This window comes from Anabaena sp. EIM26, from assembly GCF_057568715.1.
Map to the genome: position 1 here is coordinate 1,328,107 of NZ_CM172472.1, position 21,874 is coordinate 1,349,980.

Sequence of the window (21,874 nt, forward strand, 5' to 3'; positions counted from 1 at the left end):
CTGATTACACATTTGTTCAGCAACTTGTTAAATGTAGAAATTCCAACTGTTTAGCTGTGCATATATTATATATTGGTGATTTCTTACTCTCTTGAATGTACATCAGTAGACATTTAGCCACATATTCTGCTAATTTAACAGGTACAGCATTACCAATCATCTGTTCCAAATCTGTTTTTGAACCTGCAAAAATAAAATCTTCAGGGAAGGTCTGTATATAACTTCTTTCACGAGTAGTTAAAGGGCGCAAATCTGGTGTTACTGGTGCAACATCCCCCGGATGTTGGTTATAATTTTTAGGTATTGGTCTATTCACCCCTCTAATAGTAGGACTAGGTTCATCAATACTAAAAATAGCCCTTCTTTGATAACTTCTAGGATGTCTATAATAATATTCAATACCTAAACTATTCCCTAAATAATCTCTAACAGTTGTAGGTTTTCTAGATAAATTAGCTTCTAAATAAGTTTGCAAGTTGTCATATTTACCACCAAGTTCTCCTATACAAAAAAATCTTTTTCTCTTTTGGGGTACACCGCATAAACTAGCATCTAGCACTTTTTCTGTTAAACCATAACCAGCAGATTTGAGAATTTGTCGAAATTCTTGATATTTATTAGATTTTCTAAACAACTCTACATTTTCTAGGACAAACCATTGACTACGAACATTAGCTACTATTTCAGCAAATGTAATACTTAAATCTCCTCTACCTAAATCTTCATTACGCTTACCAGCACTAGAAAAATCTTGACATGGTGGACCACCAATAATCACATCTGGTAAGAATTGTTTAAATATTGAATAATCGTTATTTACCTGACTTAAATCATATTCAATAATTGGATGATTGAAGTTTTGTTGATAAATATTTATTGCAGGTTTCCAGTTTTCAAAAGCAGCAATTATTTCAAAGCCACACTTTTGGAATCCTAATGATAAACCACCACAACCAGAAAATAAATCTATGACTTTTAAGGAAGAGTCTTGTAATTGTGTATTCATTAAATTTCCTTTAATCGCTCATCAAAAATTTCAGGATTACTCAAGATTACTCCATCAAATCTTCTCTCAGGACTTAAAAAGTTTTGTCCTCCTCCTAATATGATATTTTTAATTTCTTCTTTCGTAATTCTGGGATGAATCAAATTATCACAAGTCATATAAGGACGAGTATTTGAACCACTTAAAGCAAAAGCTTTATCATTTTTAGTGTTATAGGTTAATGTATCAATAACTAATTTATGATTTATTTTACCAACAAGAGCAAATTCATATAACATCTTTGCCAACCATACCACAGAACGCATAGGTCTTTGTATGGTTTCTTCTGATTTAGCTAATCTTTTAGTAATATCAAAGAAAAGCCTAGTAAACCCGAAGTTACTCCAAACAAAAATATCTAGGCAGTTTTGATAAAGTTTAGAAGTCTTACCCACTGTTTTCCATATTGGTTGCATGACTAATGGAGATTGAATTTCAAGATTATCGCTGAGTAAATTATCTAAACAATCTAAAATTTGCGGGATAAAAGGCAATACCTGACGTATACTTGACCAGTCTTCAATTTGACTACATACAGGTTGAAGATAATTTAGTAATTTATCTCTCGAATTTTCAAACTCATGAGCAATACTCAGAGTAAGATAGACAATTGTATCTGGTCTAGTCACAATTTCACAACCATATTGATTATCTGGTAAACGATAAGTTGAGTTGTCAGGTAATGCTGTTAACTTAATTTCTATACTTCGTAAACAAGCATTATCTTTATTAATATCATGGGTCACTAAATCAACTCTTGGTAGTTTACCTATCACTATTTTTCTATAAGGTACATAATCACTTTCAAAGGAGAAAAATAAATTAGGAGAAAGCGGGGCAATGCCAAATATTTGAGAAACATCTATTTCTTGATGCTGAATTTTCAAATCTTTATCCAGCGTTAAATAATTTAGCTTCATTCCTTTGTGATACATATAACAAGCTAATGATGCTGGAAAAGAATTATTAAATTGATTTTTACCCCAGCTTTCTCTTTGAGAAAAATCTCTATTAGAATGAAGTAGTCCGAATAATCCAACCTGTAATTGCTCAGAATTCATAATATTATTATAATATAGGAAATTATTCAGCAGCCAGCCCAAAATAATATATCATAATATTATGAGTATTTTTTATTTTAACAATACTTTGCCTACACCCTGTCTCGCGCAGGTGGTACAATACCAAACCGATTCAACCCCTCATTAATATCTCGCAAAACCTGAAAATCATCCTCTGGTAAAGGATAACTATTACTATTAACTAAACCCCCAATTGGATATTTTTCCAAAAAAGAAAACGCTTGTCGAAATTGTTGCGGTTCGGCTTTAATTGGTGCATCAAAATGACAGGGAATTATCCATTGAAAATCCCATTTTGCCACTTTATCAGCCCAATTTATTGTTTCCTGGGGTGCGCGATTTAATATTAAACTCTGTAAAACCGGCGCTACAAATATCCGTCCATCTCCTCTTAACGCTTCATAAGACCTTTCCCAGTCTTGTCGCCATTGAAAGGGGAAAAAACCAAAATATGCTTTTCTTGTGCGTTCTGGGGCTTTGGAGGCATCACGGAAGACATCTTTCAACTTGGGTACATCTAAAACGCTGGGTTGGAAGTACAAAGCAAATAAAGTCACACGTTGCCATCCTTTACGGCGATTGGCTTGGGTATCAGCTACGATGTCATAAGCTTTATCTTTTGCATGGTACAACAACGGATAAGGGTCGAGTTGGACGATCGCAGGTGGTTCTGCTGGTACCGAAACTATGGTATCTGTAAGTAGGAGTGTGTGCGATCGCTTGTGAAAAAAAGCCACCTCTGCAAACTTACCTGGGCCAAGGTCAATTGCTCCTAGTATCGCATAATCAAAATCATCCGCAAAAGGCGATTCCTGGCTATTTTCCGGCAATATCTGAGTGCGTTTCGCAGGTAAACCCAACCAACTCAAAGGCAAATTTAGCGGAAAACTCCATTGTTCCGGTGCAACAAAAACCTGTGCATTAGTAAAGCATCTCGCAAATGGTCCGACAAATACTTTATGTTCTATCCCTGATATAGTCGGCAAAATAATATACTTAACATCACCGTGTTCTGCTACCAACTCATTTACTAACCGGACACATTCTTTAGTTGGTGCGACAGGTGCATAAACCAGCAAACCGCCATTTTCTAACTTTACTACCGTCATGCGAATTGGCACAACCACATAGAAAACCCCCTGCATTTGGTCAAAAGTCCAGATGCTATCCTTAACTACTTCTTTGCGGATAGTGCGACGTTTACCGTAAGGATAAAGAGGGACAACAGGCCAGAACTTCCATAAATAGTCCTGGGGGTTGACGTTTTCTATATTCATTGTACCTTCACCTTGAGTCACTGTGCGATTCCTACGGAGCGCTTCGCTATCGCTCCCAATAACCAATACTTTAAGATTTCACAAATTTGGAGTTTAGCAAATTATGGAACTAATAATTTAATTTTGTCATAAATACAGGTACGATGAAAATAAAGCAGATGAAGAACTGCTATGAATGTAACTACTGTAAAATGGACTATTAAAGATTATCATCAAATAATTGCCACAGGTATTTTAGCAGATCGTCATGTTGAGTTAATAAATGCAGAAATATTAGAAATGTACTCATAGGGAGAATATCATGCTTATGCTAGTGATGAAGCAGGAGAATATTTAATTTATTTATTAGGAGAAAAGGCAAAAGTTCGTCAAGCTAAACCAATTACTATCCCGGAAACTAATTCAGAACCAGAACCAGATATCTCTATTGTTCAACGTTTAGGAAAAGATTATCGAGAACATCATCCTTATCCAGAAAATATATTTTGGTTAATTGAATGTGCAAATTCTAGTTTAACTAAAGATTTGGAAGTTAAAACTAAAGTTTATGTGTCCGCAGGTATTCCCGAATATTGGATAATTAATTTACAGACTATGGAATTGATTATTTTTAGAGTTCCTACTGACGTAGGTTATCAAAGTCAAGCAATTTTCAAACATGGTGAAATTCAATCTTTAGCTTTTCCTGATGTGAGTATTTATGTTAGGAAATTATTGGGTATGTAAGAGTAATTTTAACTCATACTAAGAGGGTGTTTGAAAAGTCTCCTTCCATGTCATGCTGAGGAACGTAGCATCTCAGTATGTGGGCTAAACTCCAGATTCTTCGTTGCGTAAGACTCCACATGGCTAACGCCACGCTATGCCTACGGCACACTACGTGAACGCGAACAGAATGACAAATTATACGTCCCTAAACTTTTCAAACATGCTCTAAATGATAATTTTATATCCCAGCTTGATTTAATACTTCACTAAATTCATCAACCAAATCTAAAAATTCCGCCCATTTTACTAAATAACCATAATCCAAATTTTCTGCTTGTAACTTAACTATTCCCAAAACATCACGCCATTGTTTTTCTGATTTACTTCCCTTACCCCAGCGCAGTTTTTGTAAAATAATATCTTCTACTGAAGCTACCCAAAAAGTAGGTATTCCCTCTACATTAACTAACACTCTCCGATTCATTTGCGATATAGCAAAAGGTGAATTATCTGTAATATAGATATCAGCATTAGCAATAGTTTCTGTATGGGTAATATTCAACATATTTCCATAACCACGTTGCAAATCTTCTACCGCACCTGCTGGACAATAATATCCAGATGCTTCTAAAGTGTTTACTAATAAATATATTTGATTTTGGTTAACTTCTATAACTAAATCTAAATCACGAGTAGAACGAGGTTCTCCATGAATAGAACTAGCAACACCACAACTTACATAGTAACAAATATTAATTGATTCAAAAATTTGGTGCAGTTCACCTGCTAAAGAAATTGAATCTTGAATCCACATATTTTCATTAATACCTTTTGGTCGAAAATCAGGAGTAAATTTTTCTCCTAATACAGCACGGGTAAATATATCACGAATTTCCTGGATAGTGAAATTTCGATGTCGTGATTTAATTCCTACAATACATAGTTTTTTTACGCCTTTTTCATGGGAAATAAATATTTCTAAGCGTTGTTTTAATGTCAGTTGTCGTAATCTATTAAATAAATAAATATCAGCTTCTATGGCTGTATCTTGGCTTTGGGGTTGATAATTAGATTTGGGAAGCTTTGGGAAATATAATCTTGATTTTTATAGCATATGTAATATTTAGATAGTTGTTTTATTTCACTTTGTCTGAAAAATATTTTGCACCATCTTTTTCTCAGACTTCGCAGCAGCATTATCCAACTCTGCAACTTCCCCATCATTCAAAAACCAACCCAAAGCACCAATATTCTGTTGTGCTTGTTCTAAATTCTTCGCACCAGGAATGGGAATTGTACCTTTACAAATACACCAATTAATTGCCACCTGAGACATGGTTTTATTTCGACTATTTGCTATTTCCTGTAAAGTCCCTAAAATACCTTGAATTCCTGGTAATATCTGCCTAAATAATATTCCTCTCACACCTTGAGGAAAATTACCATTTTCAGAAAACTTACCTGTTAATAAACCCAAGGCTAAAGGACTATAAGCAATTAATTTAATTCCTAAATCATCACAAACGGATTTTAAACCTAATTCCGTGACTGGATAGGTAGATAATAATGAATATTGCACCTGCAAAGTTTTTATCGGTATTCCCCTTTCCTGAAATCTTTTATGCACCCATAAAAGTCGTTTTGTACCGTAATTAGATAAGCCTACACCTTTAACTAAACCTTGTTCATATAAATCTGCCAAACCATCTAATAAACCTACTTCTTGCCAAGGTGCATAATTAGCTGTAGACCAGTGCATTTGCACTAAATCGACATTTTTACCTAAACGTTTTGCAGAAGCATTACAAGCAGATATAATCGACTTTCTTGTCCATCTCCAAGGGTACGCAGCCAGTTTGGTAGCAATGCAAATATTGTTTTTATTTATCCCATCGTATTCTCTTGCAAAACGCCCTAAAAGTAACTCACTACGTCCGTTTAATCTTCCTGTTCCGTAGGAATCACCAGTATCAAATAGGGTGATACCATTATTTACACACAGGTTAAATACCTGTTGCAATTGGTCATCCATGCTTTCATTGTATCCCCAGAGGAGTTGGTTTCCCCATGCCCAAGTCCCGCAACCCATATTAGGGAGAGATAATGTTTGGTTAGTTTGCATACTCAAGACGTTTTCAAAGTTCTCTAAAAACTCATTATCAGGCCATGCTGACCTAAGTTGCTAATTATGCTTTAGCAGCTTTATTAGGCATGATCATAGCACAAATGTACCAGTTAGAGAATTAAGTAACTATGCCAAACTAGTTGGGGATTTTCAGTATTTTTTTCTGGTAGCAGTAACCGCCAAGTTTTACCTTCTCGCTGAATTTGCAAATAAACTTCAAAGGGTTTTTGCGGTTGAGTGAGTTGTCGTTTTGGTAATTTAACAGTTAAGTCATAAGTTCCGCGCACACGGTAAGCGGGTAAATTTTCAATCGTTAGCGGTTGCTGTTGAGTAATTGATAGTCCCTTAATATTGAATTTTTGGAAGTCTAAATCCAGCTTTTGGTTAAGCTGCTGTTGGGTTTGTTCTAGTTGAATTGCGATCGCTTTTTGCACCAATTCATAAGTCGGTAGCAACGCAATACTGCTACAAGCTGTTAAAAACACCAAAATACCTGTGAAAACAAACCGCACCATGTCTTTTATATACTACTCTCCACCGTTAGTATATTTGATGATGAAATTATTGGCTGAACAACACCCAATCCCAAAAGCTTCCGGTGTAAAAGAACACCAAAAAATAAATTACCAGAAAACTGTAGGTTGAGTGAGACACACAATATAAAGATGAGAACGCTCAATATTTGCTCTCGTTGCATCGTAACCCACCATTTATGGCAAAAGTGGGTTACTGAATCTACGCTTTGCAAACACACAGTCTCTCTCTGGGATACTTTACTCAACCTCACCTTACTGACAATATTATAGACACCTATGCTGATTTCTTTTCCCTGAGACTACCATGCATTTCGGCTTTTTGCTTACCAGCTACTTCCAGATAAGCTAAATCTTTCATTTTGCTCAAACAGCTAGGTGCTAAATGACCATCAGACCTTTTCTCTGTAGCTGATTTGGCAATTTTTAGATTTTCATTGTTTTGAGAATTTGATCTACTCATACGGGAGTTTTCTTTGAGTAGCCGATTATAAGTGCGATAAGGAATGTAATGCAAAGGATTATAACCAACAAACCGTAGCATTAAAACACAAGCCCATGAATACTTACCAGCCAGAATTGCTTCTAATACTTGATCAAACTGTTCAGGATTAATTTTCTTATCTAAGTTGTTACTACTGCCAGAAATGTCTTGATTCATAGTGAGTGTTAGTTTTATTTGAATAAAGTAAACTAGTCCAGGTTCTGCAAGTGCTATTGACAAACTGCAATACTAGTCCACCACACCAACATTGATGGGTTCACAACAGCAAGATAATTGATATTCTTCCTGTGCGTACTTGCACCCAGCAGTAATGGTTTGGTTGTTTACTAGTCTTGAGATAGATGTTGAATTAATTACAGGAATATATTGGTAATTGAATTAGTAGCGAATGTTGAAAAAATAGATAAACTTTCCAACAGGCACAACCAGAAATTTCTCAACTTAACAGCGGTTCCCGTAACTCCCAGTGGAAAAAGCTATTCCTAAAATGGCTCTGTTGTTTTCGCTGCGTATAGATGCTATTGAGCCAAGCTTTAGGTTGAGCAATTTTGGCGACTAACTGGGGTTTTTTCTGTACGTTTGGGAGCAACTTCAATAAATAAACTTTCAAAGCTAATGCCATTGGAGGTGCTGGTTCTGCTCTAGCTATAATCACTCCAAGAGGTTGAGTCTTTGAAGAAGTCTGAGATATCCCAGATGTGATTTGCTTTACCTGGGTGTGACTGACTTGTAACATCTTTCCTGTACACACCCAAACCACAACTGTGGGCAAAAAATTTAACTTACTCCACCAAACTAAATACAGAAGGGTTGAGAGAACTTCTGTTTGAAAGGATGTTGACCTGTTGTCTGTATTTTTAATTGCTATGTCACTACTTTTAGTTAGGACTGATAAAGTTAGCGTTGGTGAAAGTACGGGACTTCCTTGAATGGATGCCTGACGAGAATGCAAATCAGAGAGTTTGATCTCTAAAATACCTCGTTGGCTTGGTGTTTCGACTGCATTTGACCTGATGATTTGTTTCATGACCTGACCTGTGATTGAAAACCTGACTGTTTTTAATCAAGTCTGTGTACTGCGTTGATGTATTGACCCTGTTGTGCAGTTTTGTAGCTTAGTGGCTTTGGTTGTTGATGAAGACAACTGCCATTAATTACGTTTCGACTGTGGCTTTTGCTGATTAGTGAATGAAAGGTAGAAATTTACCTTCTTTCTGTAATTTAGCGGACTGAGTAGATGCTGTTGTGTCCTCTGAAAATTTCACAACCTTTAATCCAATAGATGACCCTTGGCTATTATTGTATAACTTACCGCTGAAAATCAGGAGAGCTTTTCAGTAAAGTCTCATAATTTTCAATTGCACCGAGAAGATGATTCATATGGGAATCTCAATACCTACATTCGTATTTATACTATTTTTTGTCGCTAATGTCATCTGCCAATTTGGCAGTGTTATAAGTTAAATTTACTGAATATCTCCGAATGTTCATTTATGTGTTGTGCAACTTTAACTTTTGTCCCAAATTTATCAAAAAAATGAGGGGTGACACCCCTCATTTTATATACTTAAAAACTCTAATGACAGTTACTTTTTTAGTAATTATTATGATTAAATTGATTTCTGAACCCTTGCTAATTAAGACTTTTGGTGGCTTTAGTGAAAATCAAATTCACTTTTTTAAATCAAATTAGCCGTAATAGTTTAGTCATTATATATTGTTATATGTTTTTCTTTGAAGTCTGGTCTAAAAATAGTTGTAGCCACACCTGTATTCAATAGAGTCTAGTGAAATAGGAGTAACATATTACCCGGCAACAAGTCAACTGATTCTGTTGTTAAGTTGTTTATGATACTATTTTATGATATGATAGATAAAGGATAATTGTCACACTAATAGTATATAAAAAAACACTTATAAGCGGGTGCGTTAACAAAAGAGTTAATTCATTAAAGTTATCTGCAATAATCTAATTAAAACGCTAATTTGAAGTTAAGCGCAAATAAATACTTTTGGGATTATTTTTTTGATAAAATTTATAATTTTTGAATATAAAATTAACTAAATTCCGTGAGATTACAGTTGCTATTTTATTTTTAATAAATGTGAATTCAATCTCTTAATTATGATGAGTTTATAATTGACAATTTGTTAAAAATTGATACTTCGGTTTCAGAGAACAACGTTGATAAATGGGAAGTTGGCTCTGTGATGCTAATATGTCAATTCTGAATTTTAAACAATAATTGATTGCCAATTAGCAATCAAAGGGTTATAATATAAGTCCTGATTGAGTGAACTGCCTGTCTGTAGGTTAAGAGTGCAACTACTTGTGAACCTGACACAATTAATTAAGACAATTGATGCTCCTAATTTTTCATTTTTCTGTATTTTTTTTGGATACTTTGTAATAGAAGGTGAGAAACTAATATGTATATCGGATTAAAAGTGTTGTTTTACACCTTAAATTCGATATTTTTGTACAAAAATTTGATGATCATAGCTTTTGTTGAGGGGATAGCGGATATTCATGATCTTTCTGACCTAAAAGCGTAATGAGCGTATAGTTTCCAACAGGGTTACTGAGCATGAAATCTTTCGACTCTTACCATTACTTAGTTTTTCAATGGATTCCGGAAATAATCAGAAAATAAAGTTACATTTATCCGGTAATTGGGAAGAGTCGCCGCACTCGCGTTAAAAATTTAAGTAAATTGCCCAAATAGCCATTGCCCGAAGATAAGTACTGGCACGAAAAGTACCAGCAGATGTAATTGCTTCTGGGGTACGGAATTGCAATCCATTGTCATAAATTTGCTGCACTACAGCCTGGGTTAAGCGCATTGCTTCATCTTTCATGTCCATCTGTATGAGAAAAGCCGCTAGTCCGAAATTGATACCTGTCCAGACTTCTAGGGGATGGGTAGCTTTGGGGTTTTCTGGTGAACCATCAGGACGAACGCCGTTAGCAGCACCAAATTGACCATTACAAAATTTTACAAAACAAGCATCATAAACTGTTTGCAAAGCCGAGAGGGCATTATGACCGGGGACAATATCCGGTAAACCCAGTAGTCTGGCGTAGAATTGCCCACACAACTGATCTGCCATGACTACATTAGAACCACTTTCACTATCCAAGCGGTAATATTGCCCATTCCAAAGCTTTTCCTGATAAATAGGTAGTGATTGGTCTAACCAAGATTGATAAATTGATTTTTGCAATCTTATTTTCTCAGCGTTCTCAGCGCCTCTGCGGTTCGTTAAAATATCACAAATAGCGATCGCACTTTCCAAAGCTGCCAACCACAACCCACCACAATAAGCACTCACACCCTGCAACCGCCAATCATCAAAGGTTTGATCAGGTGCGCCCGAATTTTCGGGTATACCATCACCATCCAAATCAAAGGTTTTCAGATAATCGAGAGTCTGCACAATTGCATCCCAACAATCTGCCAAAAACTCCACATCCTGCCCACCTGTAAAGATAAAATCTCGATATACTTGCAAGACAAAATCGCTACCCAAATCTTTCCACAAATTACAATCTTGATAGCAGGTGTAATTAGTTTTTTCCCAAACGTGTTCATTGGGTGCGCCTAAATCATGTGGTGTTGCGCCGACTACCTTGCGAACGGCTGTTGTTGTGTCTGCCCCAATTGTGTAGTAATAGCCAATTACCCGTAGATGATCATCTCTGTGAGGTATTGCCCGTGCAAAGGCGCGAATCACTGATTTTTCCAATTCTGGGAATAATATCAGTAAAGCAAAAGAACCATACAACCTGACATCTAAACTTTCATACCAGCGATAATCTAAGCATTCCAATACTGCAAACTGACCGATAGGATCAATTTCTGAAGCTGCACTCCAGAGAGTTCCGCCGCTGGTGAGGTCGTAAAGTTCGTTAAATAACGCCATTTTGAACCATTCTGGCAAATCTTCCCGATTGAGAATGGGATTTTGCCAAGTTAGGATGTGCGATCGCCAATTTTGATATTCTTGTAATCCAGCAGTCGAAATTTTCCCCGCATTCTCTCCATTGCGTCCAAAAAAGTCTGTATATCTGCGGTAATAGTTAATTCCTGCCGAAAATTCTGTAACTGGAAAATCCCAAGCCAGAGTAAAGGGAATCTCCAGAGTTTCTCCTGGTTGGAGAGTAAAACGGACAGCAATGGCTGCGCCTAAACGTGTATTTTCGTCTGCGGGAGTTGCATCTTGATCATTAGCCAAAGATCCATCGGCTGCAAAGCTTTGCCATATATCCGCGCCTGTCCCTGCTGGATGCCAACGGGTATGATTAAATATTTCCACACGGGGATGTTTTGGCGTAGCAATACACCAGCTACCATCACCTTCCTGGACAGGTTCACCACTAGCTACCCGACCTAAAAAACAACTGAAGTTTTCTGCATTTTCGACTATCTGGTTGTAATTACCTTGACTTGCACCTAAACGTGGCTGATATTCATAAACCGGACTACCATCATCCCGTATTTGCACTTGGGGAGATTTCAAAGCATTAGTAAACCAACCCACCATATTTTCCCAAGTCAGCATAATGCTAAGAGTAATAGGTGCATTTGTAGGGTTGTGTGCTTTCCAAACAAACACCGCTACAGGGTAACTAGTTTCTTGATAATTATTTGCCCAAATAGGGGAAAATTGCTCACAACTTAGCTGAGTTTGAAATACATTTTCATAAACAAACCAACTACGAGGGTATAAAGCATAATATTTCCCGGTTTCCCCTGTAGTGCTAGATGCTGGATACCATTGCCATGTTTGTAAAGTCCCATCTTCCGGGGGTTGGGTAGATAAAGCGTAAGCTTTAGTATTTATATCCGTTGATTCAAATACACTAAATTGACAAGCGGGGAAGGTGTTGAAAATATGTTCACCACCGTCAATGTGCCACAGGTTAAAATCTCCCCGTGAGGAACGACCAATACAACCTGCACCAAAACCACCAAGGGGCATTCCGTGCCAAGGGCCATCATCAATATTACTAGGGTAACGGACGGTATAGGGTTTGTCCCAGCCTAAACCGATAGGACGATTCCAAGTACAGGATGGTATTTGCAGGGTGGTGGGGGTTGTCATTTATGTCAGATATCACTGGTTGACGCTAAGGAAGAGTAGCGCAATGTGTGATTTTGATCAAGTTGTTAAAAACCCCTACCCCATACACAAGTTATTTTTGTCAGGCTATTTTTCAGGTAATTAAAATTCCTGTAGAGACGTTGCATGCAACGTCTCTACAGTGTGGTCTAAATACATGATAACTATTCTAACTACTGTGATGTATCACTACTTTCTAACTCATCAGTGTTACTATCTTTAACCCTACGGATAGGTAGATTGGCAATCAAGGCTGTAGTGCGCTGATTGCTTTCTAAGGAAAATTCCAAACCGTCCGTCTCAATTTCCACATAGCGACAGACTATTTCCAAAATTTCTTGGCGCATTTTTTCCAAGGTTTGGGGGTCTAAGTCAGCGCGGTCGTGGGCTATCACTAGTTGCAAGCGACGTTTAACTTGAGTGCGACTGGTATCGGGTGTGCGAACAAAAAGTTTTTCTAAAAGTTCAAGAATCATTGCGGCTAGGTCTAAGGCGAAGACTGGAAAACGAGTTAAACGATCTTTGTCCACAACAACTTCCGCAACCGCGAAAAGATGTTGTCGTTGGATGAGTCAAGCTCAAGGAATTCGACAGTTTGCCCTTCTAACCTACGAGCAATGTTTTCAAAGGCTACGGCTGCTAAAGAGGGGGTGTCTGATAATACTAAAGGTTCACCACGGTTAGTAGAGACAATGACACGCTCGTCGTCAGGGATTACCCCGATTAAAGGGATGGCGAGAAGTTCCTGAACATCTTGCACAGACATCATATCATTTGCTCGTACCATTGCAGGTCTGATGCGGTTAATTATTAAATGAATCTTTTTGACTCCTTGTGCTTCTAATAACCCCACTACTCGGTCAGCATCCCGAACGGCAGAAATTTCAGGAGTGGTGACAATTAGAGCTTCTTTGGCTGGTGCGATCGCATTTTTAAATCCCATTTCAATACCTGCGGGACTATCAATCACCACATACTGGTATTTTTGCGCCAGTGCATTTACTAGCAGCTTCATCTGTTCAGGAGTGACTGAATCTTTAGTGCGATTTTGGGCAGCTGGCAAAAGTACAAGATTTGGTTGTCGCTTATCTTTAACCAAAGCCTGTTCTAGCCGACATTCTCTAGCCAGAACTTCTACGGCTGTGTAGACAATTCGGTTTTCTAGTCCTAATAGCAAATCTAAATTTCTCAGACCAAAATCCGCATCAACCAAGGCAACTTGGCGGCCTATTTTGGCTAAAGCCATGCCCAGATTGGCGGAAACTGTGGTTTTGCCCACTCCTCCTTTACCGGAGGTAATTACAATAATGCGAGTCATAATAGCGATGCGCTCGAATAGGGTTCAGCAAATAATACTAAATATTTAGAGGTTCTGATTAATTTTACTTAACTGACTGCGAGAAAAATCAGTAGCTTTAGCGATGCGAATTCCTTCGGGTGTGATATGTGCCACCTCCGCGAAAAATTGCGACGGAGATTTTTCCGGCGCTCTAGCTACAGCATCTGCAATCCGCAATTGGGTTGGTTCCATTTGCAAAGCCATGATTAAACAATCACGATTTCCCCCCGCACCAGCATGAGCAACACCTCTCAAACGACCCCAAACCAGGATATCTCCATCTGCGACCACAATACCACCGGGATTGATATCTCCCAAAATGATGACTGTGCCAGGATGACGAATTTCTCCACCAGAACGGACGGTCATTTCTAGATAAAGGGCATCTGCTTGAGGTTTGGAGGTGGTAGCTTGGGAATCGGCACTAAAAGATGGTTGTAGCTGTACTTGTTCTACAGAATAACCTAAAGAACAAGCTGCGATCGCTGTTTGCCTCCGACTAGTGACTACAGATTTTAGCTGAAGTTTGACTTCATTTAAAGTTTCTGCCAATTCTTGCAGTTGCCTAGTATCTAATAAACGGTCTTTTGCTAACAGATGTACTGTGGTATTAGGAGTTCGCAAGCGATCCCCAGCATTGAGTCGCTGTCTCATTTGTTGCCAAATCTCTGACCAACTAATTTCTGAAGCAGGTACTTGGGATTCGGTTGGCAAAATTAATAACAATCTCTCCTCTTCAGTTTTTAACTGAACTTGGATATTATTAAGCTTTGGTTCTGGTAATCCTAACTCATTGCTGTCCAAATCAGTCAACTCAGAATTAGATTCCTCTGTATTCTTCGCTTCAGAATCAGAATCTACATTTGCTGCTGAATTAACTTGTAAATAGTTAAGAACAGAAGTTAACTCCCCATTGGGGATAATAGAATTACTATCTTCAGCATCAACAACAGTATCTGCCTCTATATCGGTAGTTTTGGCAACTTTTTCCTCTAGTTCAGTTAGTTGAGAGATTAATTCTACATCAGGGTGTGCAGAATTTGACTCCGTTTCCAAATTTTTTGGGGAGTTAGTAGAATCAGAATTCATTGGTAATTGGTGATTGGGTACTCGATTTTGGATTTTGGATTTTGGATTTTGGATTGTATTTAATTAACTCCCATCTAAAATCTAAAATTTATCTCCGCGTAAAAGCGTCTTTCAAGCTTCCCATCTTGCTAATTTCTCATTCCTTGTCCAGTCAATCTTTGATAACTGGTAGCCAAGGCATCAGCATTACCGACATTACCGGGAAATAGAACAACTGGCAAGTTAGGAAATTGGGGATGGTCAGATGGAGTCAACACCATTGAACAACCTGCTAAAATTTGACCTAGTAACCTAGCTGAAGTTAAAGCTAGTCCCGTACTCAAGACATCGTTTGAGGTAATACCACCTTTGCTGATTAAGAATCCTATATCAGACGGTAAACCCTGGACGACATCCATAAGTAATGTCGAAACTTTTACTCCAAAATCCAACCTAGTTTTAACATCTTTAAAAGATAATTCCTGACGGCTAGTATAAACTACTGGTGTTTTACCAGCATTATGTACTGCTTGGACGCTTTCGAGAATTTCAGTTAACAGTTTAGCTGATTCATTCACTCCATCATCAACTAATCGTCCAACTTCAACTTCGATTCCTACTGTCCCCTCAACTTTTAACAGTGATTCTAACTGTTGAGTTGTCTTTTTCACATGGGAACCAACAATCACTGCACCTGGTTTACCACCACGGACATATTCTGCCATATTTTCGGCGGCGATGGGTTGAGGGGGTAGGGCAGCTAAAGCTGTTAAAATGCTGGCAGCAGAACGGAATAGAAAGCGTTTGCCTTGACTTGCGGCTGTTAATATATCTACAGCAAAGTTATTGAGATCTGCTTGAGTTTCACCATCTACCACAGCACACTGATTGTCATGGAGTTGTAGCAAACGTTCTAAACTACCAGCACGGATATCTGCTAGTAAAAATCTAGTGACTGTATTTTCTTGAATACGTCCTTTGGTTTTTTCTTCTACATACTTGGGTAGGTAGCTGTAATTGTAACCAAAGACGGAATCACGAGCAAATTCTGTTTCATGGACTGGGGTAGGAACACCATCAATAATTAGATAATGGATGCTGTCGCGGGTGATACGTCCTCCCTCAAAAAATGCCGGAACGAGAAAATGAGCGTCAAAGGGTCCGAGTTCTTCGGCGATGACATCCGTTTCTATGGGATAATGTCCACGGAGAGTAGAGTCAGAACGACTAACTACAAGGAAATCATCTATTTGTTCTGCTGCTAGTGCGAGTTTGAGATTGTGACAAACTTCTCTAGTAACGATTGCGGCTGATTCTGGTGTGAGCGATCGCGTATTAGTTAAGATAAAGAAAATGGGAGCATCATCTTTTAGACCCAAACGTAAGGTTTCTACATCCCAGCGCATCAATAATAAGCAACTGTGGACGGTTTGCGAACCGGTAGGATCATCATCTAAAACGATTATTTTGGGTTTGTTATTCATAAATATGTGAATGGTGGCAAATATTCTACATCTAAAATCTGCTCAACTGTGTAAGGGCAAATTTCAGGAAAACAATTTAAACCACTTTTTTTATTTGCTTGTCGTACTGCATCAGTATAAACTTCATCCACCACTGTTAACATATAATTGTAGAGGTTTTTTGATTTTGTTAATTTCCTAATTTCTACCCGAAAATTATCAATTTCTACTTCCCAATGATTTTTACAGTCGGGAAGACTCCAATGCTGGTACAACAGCAGATGTTTGAGCAGTTGCAGGAGATAACTTTCTAGTTTGTGTTTTTGTTCATTCCCTAATGTGGCAATCTCCTCAATCAAATTCTCCCAATCAAGATTTTCTAAATCCCGTTCTTGTAACTTTTGTAAAGTGGTTTCTAACCACTGGGGATAATCCTGTTCATAAAGAGTTTGACTCAATAATTTAGATATCATTTAGGATTCTCCTGATTGAATAGACAGATTAAGATTTAAGCATTGAATTTTGGGGAATAAATTTATGATTACACTTTTCTGAGTTTTCTGATTTCCGCTTGCACATCTAACGCAATCTGTAATGACTCATTTAGGAGTAGTGCATATTCACCAGCTTGAGAGCTAACTTGTAAGGCTTGCAAATTGGCTAAGTTATTGACTAGTAACTCTTGGTTGTTAAGAAGCAGTTTTTTATTATCGCGCAAAATACGTTCACTTTTTAAGGCGCGAACTAAATCTTCTCTAATTAGTTGGAGTGCAGATATTACTTGTTCTCGGTCGCTAATGCTACTTTGGGAGTTGCCAGAGGTGGCGAGTTGATCATTGATATCTATAGCTTGGACTACGGTGTGATATCTATCAACTTCATCTAAAAGGATTGTCAGTGCATGGGGACAGGTTTTTTTTCGCCAGAGCGATCGCCCCACAACCACAGCAATAGGTACAATAATCAGTAAAATAATCCCCAATTTAGTGGAAGATCCCAAAATGGGCAAAATTATAAAAGCATAAATAAAGCCGACAATAATCGGCGTAAGTGCCAAAGCCACCAAGCCTTCGTTGAAGAAAAAGCCCATCCGCTTTTCCTTGTCTGCCATAATTGAGGGTCTAAAAATGTCTTCAGTATCAAAACCTGTTAAACGCCTCAATTCCCCTTTGCTGATTTCTAATCCTACTAAATCTGGCTGCACCGCTAGATACTCCTTGGGTCAGGGTGAGTTAAGTATCTATTTTAGCCCGCTTTACCGTGATAATTGCAGTTATTCTAAAAACGGGTTAAAAGTGTCATTCTGATAGCGTTCACCTGGTGTGCCGTTGTGAGATGAATGGTGTCTAAGTTTAGTTTCAAAAGTTGCTCAATCATGATTGATTTTATCCACTATTTGAGAAATGGAGTTTTATAGGACGGGGAAACCCCTCACAGGGGTAGGTTTTTAATATTAACTGTAAAGGCAGGACTAGGAAGACAAGGAGGGAAGGTAGACAAGGAAGATTTGATACGCACAATGGTATTTTGACGGACTGTTCTTGTTACCAAGAGAATCTGATTTTGCACGGTTTTCCTCCCTTGTCCACTGTCCTTCCTTGTCATCCTTGTCTTGCCCTCACGACAATGTAAAATACCTACCCTTGTGAGCGGGGAAACCCCGCCCCTACAGGTAGTAAAAATTAACCGAAATGTTTGATGATTGCGTCGGCAAATTCAGAACATTTTAATGGTTCTACAGGTGGTTCCATTAACCGCGCTAGGTCATAGGTGACTTGAGAATTTGCGATCGCATCACCCAATCCTTTTTTAACCAAATCTGCGGCTTCTTGCCAACCCATAAATTCCAGCATCATTACACCGGAAAGTATTACAGAACCAGGGTTAATTCTGTCTAACCCCGCGTGTTTGGGTGCAGTACCGTGAGTAGCTTCAAAAATGGCGCAGGAGTCCCCAATATTCGCCCCTGGCCCCATGCCTAAACCGCCCACGATAGCCGCAGCCGCATCAGACAGGTAATCACCGTTGAGGTTCATTGTCGCCAGAATAGAATACTCATCTGGACGGGTTTGGATTTGTTGGAAAATACTATCAGCAATCCGGTCATTGACCATGATTTTCTCTTTCCATTTGCCGTTTCCGTGGCTTTCCCAAATGGTGTTAAGAGTTGTTTCTACTTCCTTGACAATTTGCGCTTTCTTCTCTGGAGTCAGGGAATCAAACCCAGGATCAATCATTCTGGCGTTTTCTTCTAAGGAGAGATTGGCGTTTTTCTCCTTGTTACCCAAAATCCAAGATTCCCGTTCTATCACTGTTTCGTTACGGAATTCGCTGGTGGCTAATTCATAACCCCAATCACGGAAAGCGCCTTCGGTGTATTTCATAATATTGCCTTTATGCACCAAGGTCACTTGTTGCTTATTTTTGGGCAATAACAAGGCGTGTTTGATAGCCCGGCGGACAAGACGCTGGGAACCGGTTTTGCTGATGGGTTTGATGCCAATTCCCGCATCGAGGGGAATTTGCTTTTTACCATGTTCTGGGGTAGCGGGTATCAATTCCTCATTTAGGAACTTGATCAAGCGATCGCCTATTTCACTTCCCTGTTTCCATTCTATCCCCAAATAAATATCTTCCGTATTTTCCCGATATATGATTACATCCAGTTTTTCCGGGGTTTTGTGTGGAGATGGAGTACCAGCATAATATCGGCAAGGACGCACGCAAGTATAAAGGTCAAAAATTTGTCGTAGTGCCACATTTAAAGAACGAATCCCCCCACCTACCGGAGTAGTCAAAGGGCCTTTAATAGCAACGCCATATTCTTCAATAGCTGTTAATGTATCCTGGGGTAAATACTGGTAAGTCCCATATAAATCGCAAGCTTCATCACCAGCATAAACCCTAAACCAGCTAATTTTTCGTTTGCCTTTGTATGCCTTAGCTACCGCAGCATCAAGGACTTTTTCCGTTGCCGGCCAAATATCTATACCCGTTCCATCACCTTGAATAAACGGGATAATAGGATTTTCAGGGACTACTGGTTCACCATTTTTGAAGGTAATTTTTGATCCAGTTGTCGGGGGGGTAATCTTATCGTACATAGTTAACACACTCCAAATAGAATAATTTCCAGGAGTTCAGGAGTTCAGAAGTTCAGAAATTTAAGGAATACATTTATCTTCAAAACTCCTCCATTGTGATAGGGAGTATCTTGGCAGTATGACTCCTAATTTGTCACGCAAACTATAGTCATACTCCTGTAACTCCCGCAAATCCTGTATTCTGAACTCCTGCAACTCACTCTTTATGCCTGAGGCGCAGATTATCCCCGGCTTTAACTGATACAGTATTGATAGCTCAGGTGTAGCTTTCAGTTAAGCGATCGCTATTTTGTACGGTCAAAAATAGTAAACTACATTTCGCTATCTGTGCTTCATTTTGTAGAATGCCCAATAGCTGAATCGTTTATTTCCGCTCACCGCTAACACGAGTAATGGCATGACAGACCCAATGATTTTATCAGGCACTGCTAATAACATCGACTCCCTGCGCCAAAATTTAATCGCTGGGTCCCAAAAAGTCCAACAACAAATCATCCCACAGTTAGCTAACTTGGGTAATGAGGGATTGGAAGTGTTGCAGGAATTTTTACTGAAACGTCGTGACACCCCAGCAACTTGGATTGATGGTAACGCCTACCAAGTAGTCTACAACTCTGATGCACCCACAGCCAAACAATTTCTAGAAACTAACTTTCCTGAAGGAATTGTACCTCTAAAATCAGACTGTGGGATCAGTTACAATTCTTTGCAACAGCTACTAACTCGTCAAGAGTTCCAAGCTGCCGATCTTCTGACTATCCAAAAAATGTGTGAAGTGGCAGGCCCCACAACTGTACAGAGAAAATGGTTGTATTTTACTGATGTGGATAATTTCCCTACTCAGGACTTACGAACTATTAATCATTTGTGGGTAGTCCACTCGGAAGGGAAGTTTGGTTTTTCTGTACAGCGAGAAATTTGGTTGGGGTTGGGTAAAAACTGGATCAACCTATGGACGAAAATAGGCTGGAAAAGCGGTAATAACTGGACACGCTACCCACAAGAGTTTACATGGGATTTAAGCGCCCCTAGAGGTCATCTACCCCTCTCTAATCAACTGCGGGGTGTGCGGGTGATGTCTTCGCTTCTCAATCATCCTGCTTGGAATACCTAAGTTGGTGTTAAAAATAGTCGTTGCGATCAGGCAGGGGGCATTGAAAAATATTGATTTCACACAAAGACGCAAAAATATTTTTAGCCTTTTTGCGTCTCTGATCGAAATCAACCTTCTTTCATTTCTATTCGCAAAGGCAAAATTACAGTAAAACTAGAACCAACTCCTAGTTGAGAAACTAGCTTAATTTCACCTTGTAATAGTTTTACTAAGTGCGAAACTATTGTTAAACCTAAACCACTACTATCAGGTAGGTGAGACTTTGGACTAGTGCAACGAAAATAGGGTTCAAAAATCTGCTTTTGGTTTTCTGTGGCAATTCCAATACCTGTATCCTCGACGATAAATTCCCATTTTTTATGATCTGATATACGAAAAGTAATATTAATAGTTCCCGACTCTGTATAGCGAATTGCATTACTAACAAGATTTATGATAATTTGTTGTAATTGAAATGCATCAGTGGTTATCTTTTGTGCTTCTTGCTTACAATTAACTATGAGTGCCAATTTTTTTTCAGCAGCTAAAGGCTCAAGCATTTCACATACATTATTAATGATTTCACAGACATCTGGTGATGTAAGTTCCAGTTTGATTTTGCCAGCTTCATACCGCGATACTTCTAGTAGATCATTAATTAAACGTAGCAATTGCCTGCCATTACGTAATACTCGTTCAATATGTTCGATATTGTGAAAAGCTTCTTTTTCATCACTTTTTTGATATTGACGTAAAAATAAATCAGAGTAACCAATAATCGAAGCTAGAGGCTGTTTTAAATCATGAGTTAGTAAAGAGAGATTTTCCCGATTAGCATTAACTAATCTAGTTAGTTCCTGATTGTGCAACATTAAAGTCTTATAAAGATGATCTAATTCTCTTAATCGTTCATCAACATAACTATTAAAACAGCGAGCAATGGCTTCATCAAGTACCGCGTTAATCAACCGAAAAGCCCGAACGATATCTCTAGGAGTTTCCTGCAACAAGTCTTCTTGTATTGCATCATATATCACTGTTCTTAAATGATGATATTCCCTAGCAATTTCTTCTGAGTTAAAGCCTTGTGCAGCTCTAATCATTCCATGTTCCCAACTCGCAGTGACGATTGACTTAAAATCATTGATCTCATCTGTTGACAGGACTGTTACTATTGCTTTCAATATATATGGAATGTGATTTTTAATGGCACTGAAGGATAGATTATCAGCACTTTCTATCTGTTTATCTTGGCGAACAGCTATCACCCATTTATCTAAAATAAAATCATTTTTATCAGCCAGCACTTGACTAAAATCCATTTATTTAAATTCCATGAATCTAATGTAAACTAATGAGTTTAATTATTTTAGAAGATGATCTTCACCATTATTGACATAAATCATGA

General features: G+C 38.3%; 19 protein-coding genes. 2 read left to right on the forward strand and 17 right to left on the reverse strand.

Features of this window, described 5'->3' with window-relative positions; genetic code table 11:
* Positions 1–16 precede the first annotated feature (16 nt).
* The 3 genes from AC012T_RS05650 to AC012T_RS05660 all read right to left on the reverse strand — a co-directional run bounded on the left by AC012T_RS05650 (position 17) and on the right by AC012T_RS05660 (position 3,404).
* Positions 17–1,006, reverse strand: a complete 990-nt coding sequence (locus tag AC012T_RS05650) for a DNA cytosine methyltransferase (protein ID WP_487063857.1) — start codon at positions 1,004–1,006, stop codon at positions 17–19.
* Entirely contained in the window at positions 1,006–2,106 is a 1,101-nt protein-coding gene (locus AC012T_RS05655; RefSeq protein WP_487063859.1) for a HindVP family restriction endonuclease, read from the reverse strand. Before AC012T_RS05655 ends, AC012T_RS05650 begins: the two co-directional genes overlap by 1 nt.
* Before the next feature lie 92 nt (positions 2,107–2,198).
* Positions 2,199–3,404 carry a DUF4336 domain-containing protein gene (locus tag AC012T_RS05660; protein ID WP_487063861.1) on the reverse strand — a complete coding sequence of 402 codons (1,206 nt, stop codon included), beginning with the start codon at positions 3,402–3,404 and terminating at the stop codon, positions 2,199–2,201.
* Positions 3,405–3,830: 426 nt separating this feature from the next.
* Here AC012T_RS05660 and AC012T_RS05665 point away from each other — a divergent pair, with 426 nt between their 5' ends.
* Positions 3,831–4,130: a Uma2 family endonuclease gene (locus AC012T_RS05665; RefSeq protein ID WP_487066464.1), complete on the forward strand. Its 300-nt coding sequence runs from the start codon at positions 3,831–3,833 to the stop codon at positions 4,128–4,130.
* Positions 4,131–4,350: 220 nt separating this feature from the next.
* Here the strand turns inward: AC012T_RS05665 and AC012T_RS05670 are convergent, their stop codons facing one another.
* From AC012T_RS05670 to AC012T_RS05730, 13 genes are all read right to left on the reverse strand, one after another.
* Complete coding sequence (locus AC012T_RS05670; RefSeq protein ID WP_487066466.1) at positions 4,351–5,151, reverse strand: hypothetical protein; 801 nt, start codon at positions 5,149–5,151, stop codon at positions 4,351–4,353.
* A 102-nt stretch (positions 5,152–5,253) separates the two neighbouring features.
* Complete coding sequence (locus AC012T_RS05675) at positions 5,254–6,234, reverse strand: aldo/keto reductase (RefSeq protein WP_487063863.1); 981 nt, start codon at positions 6,232–6,234, stop codon at positions 5,254–5,256.
* Between the two features lie 113 nt (positions 6,235–6,347).
* On the reverse strand, positions 6,348–6,752 hold the full coding sequence (locus tag AC012T_RS05680; RefSeq protein WP_487063865.1) for a hypothetical protein: 405 nt from the start codon (positions 6,750–6,752) through the stop codon (positions 6,348–6,350).
* Between the two features lie 295 nt (positions 6,753–7,047).
* Complete coding sequence (locus tag AC012T_RS05685; protein WP_487063867.1) at positions 7,048–7,431, reverse strand: HetP family heterocyst commitment protein; 384 nt, start codon at positions 7,429–7,431, stop codon at positions 7,048–7,050.
* 280 nt (positions 7,432–7,711) lie between these two features.
* Positions 7,712–8,302: a hypothetical protein gene (locus tag AC012T_RS05690; RefSeq protein WP_487063869.1), complete on the reverse strand. Its 591-nt coding sequence runs from the start codon at positions 8,300–8,302 to the stop codon at positions 7,712–7,714.
* A 1,670-nt stretch (positions 8,303–9,972) separates the two neighbouring features.
* On the reverse strand, positions 9,973–12,381 hold the full coding sequence (locus AC012T_RS05695; RefSeq protein WP_487063871.1) for a GH116 family glycosyl hydrolase: 2,409 nt from the start codon (positions 12,379–12,381) through the stop codon (positions 9,973–9,975).
* Between the two features lie 191 nt (positions 12,382–12,572).
* Complete coding sequence (gene minE, locus AC012T_RS05700; RefSeq protein ID WP_487066468.1) at positions 12,573–12,875, reverse strand: cell division topological specificity factor MinE; 303 nt, start codon at positions 12,873–12,875, stop codon at positions 12,573–12,575.
* A gap of 35 nt (positions 12,876–12,910) precedes the next feature.
* Positions 12,911–13,717 carry a septum site-determining protein MinD gene (gene minD / locus AC012T_RS05705; protein WP_015213165.1) on the reverse strand — a complete coding sequence of 269 codons (807 nt, stop codon included), beginning with the start codon at positions 13,715–13,717 and terminating at the stop codon, positions 12,911–12,913.
* A gap of 45 nt (positions 13,718–13,762) precedes the next feature.
* Entirely contained in the window at positions 13,763–14,827 is a 1,065-nt protein-coding gene (minC, locus tag AC012T_RS05710) for a septum site-determining protein MinC (protein ID WP_487063874.1), read from the reverse strand.
* A 128-nt stretch (positions 14,828–14,955) separates the two neighbouring features.
* Positions 14,956–16,290 (reverse strand): four-carbon acid sugar kinase family protein, encoded by a 1,335-nt coding sequence (locus AC012T_RS05715; RefSeq protein WP_487063876.1) that lies wholly within the window; start codon positions 16,288–16,290, stop codon positions 14,956–14,958.
* Positions 16,287–16,742: a DUF29 domain-containing protein gene (locus AC012T_RS05720; protein WP_487063878.1), complete on the reverse strand. Its 456-nt coding sequence runs from the start codon at positions 16,740–16,742 to the stop codon at positions 16,287–16,289. Before AC012T_RS05720 ends, AC012T_RS05715 begins: the two co-directional genes overlap by 4 nt.
* 68 nt (positions 16,743–16,810) lie before the next feature.
* Entirely contained in the window at positions 16,811–17,473 is a 663-nt protein-coding gene (locus AC012T_RS05725; RefSeq protein WP_487063880.1) for a hypothetical protein, read from the reverse strand.
* Between the two features lie 478 nt (positions 17,474–17,951).
* The gene (locus AC012T_RS05730; RefSeq protein ID WP_487063882.1) at positions 17,952–19,373 is read right to left on the reverse strand and encodes an NADP-dependent isocitrate dehydrogenase; all 1,422 of its coding nucleotides are present in this window, start codon (positions 19,371–19,373) and stop codon (positions 17,952–17,954) included.
* Between the two features lie 397 nt (positions 19,374–19,770).
* Here AC012T_RS05730 and AC012T_RS05735 point away from each other — a divergent pair, with 397 nt between their 5' ends.
* Entirely contained in the window at positions 19,771–20,487 is a 717-nt protein-coding gene (locus AC012T_RS05735; RefSeq protein ID WP_487063884.1) for a GUN4 N-terminal ARM-like repeat domain-containing protein, read from the forward strand.
* A 107-nt stretch (positions 20,488–20,594) separates the two neighbouring features.
* On the opposite strand, the gene AC012T_RS05740 is transcribed toward AC012T_RS05735, so the two are convergent.
* Positions 20,595–21,788, reverse strand: coding sequence for a sensor histidine kinase (locus AC012T_RS05740; protein WP_487063886.1), 1,194 nt, complete (start codon positions 21,786–21,788; stop codon positions 20,595–20,597).
* Positions 21,789–21,874 lie beyond the last annotated feature (86 nt).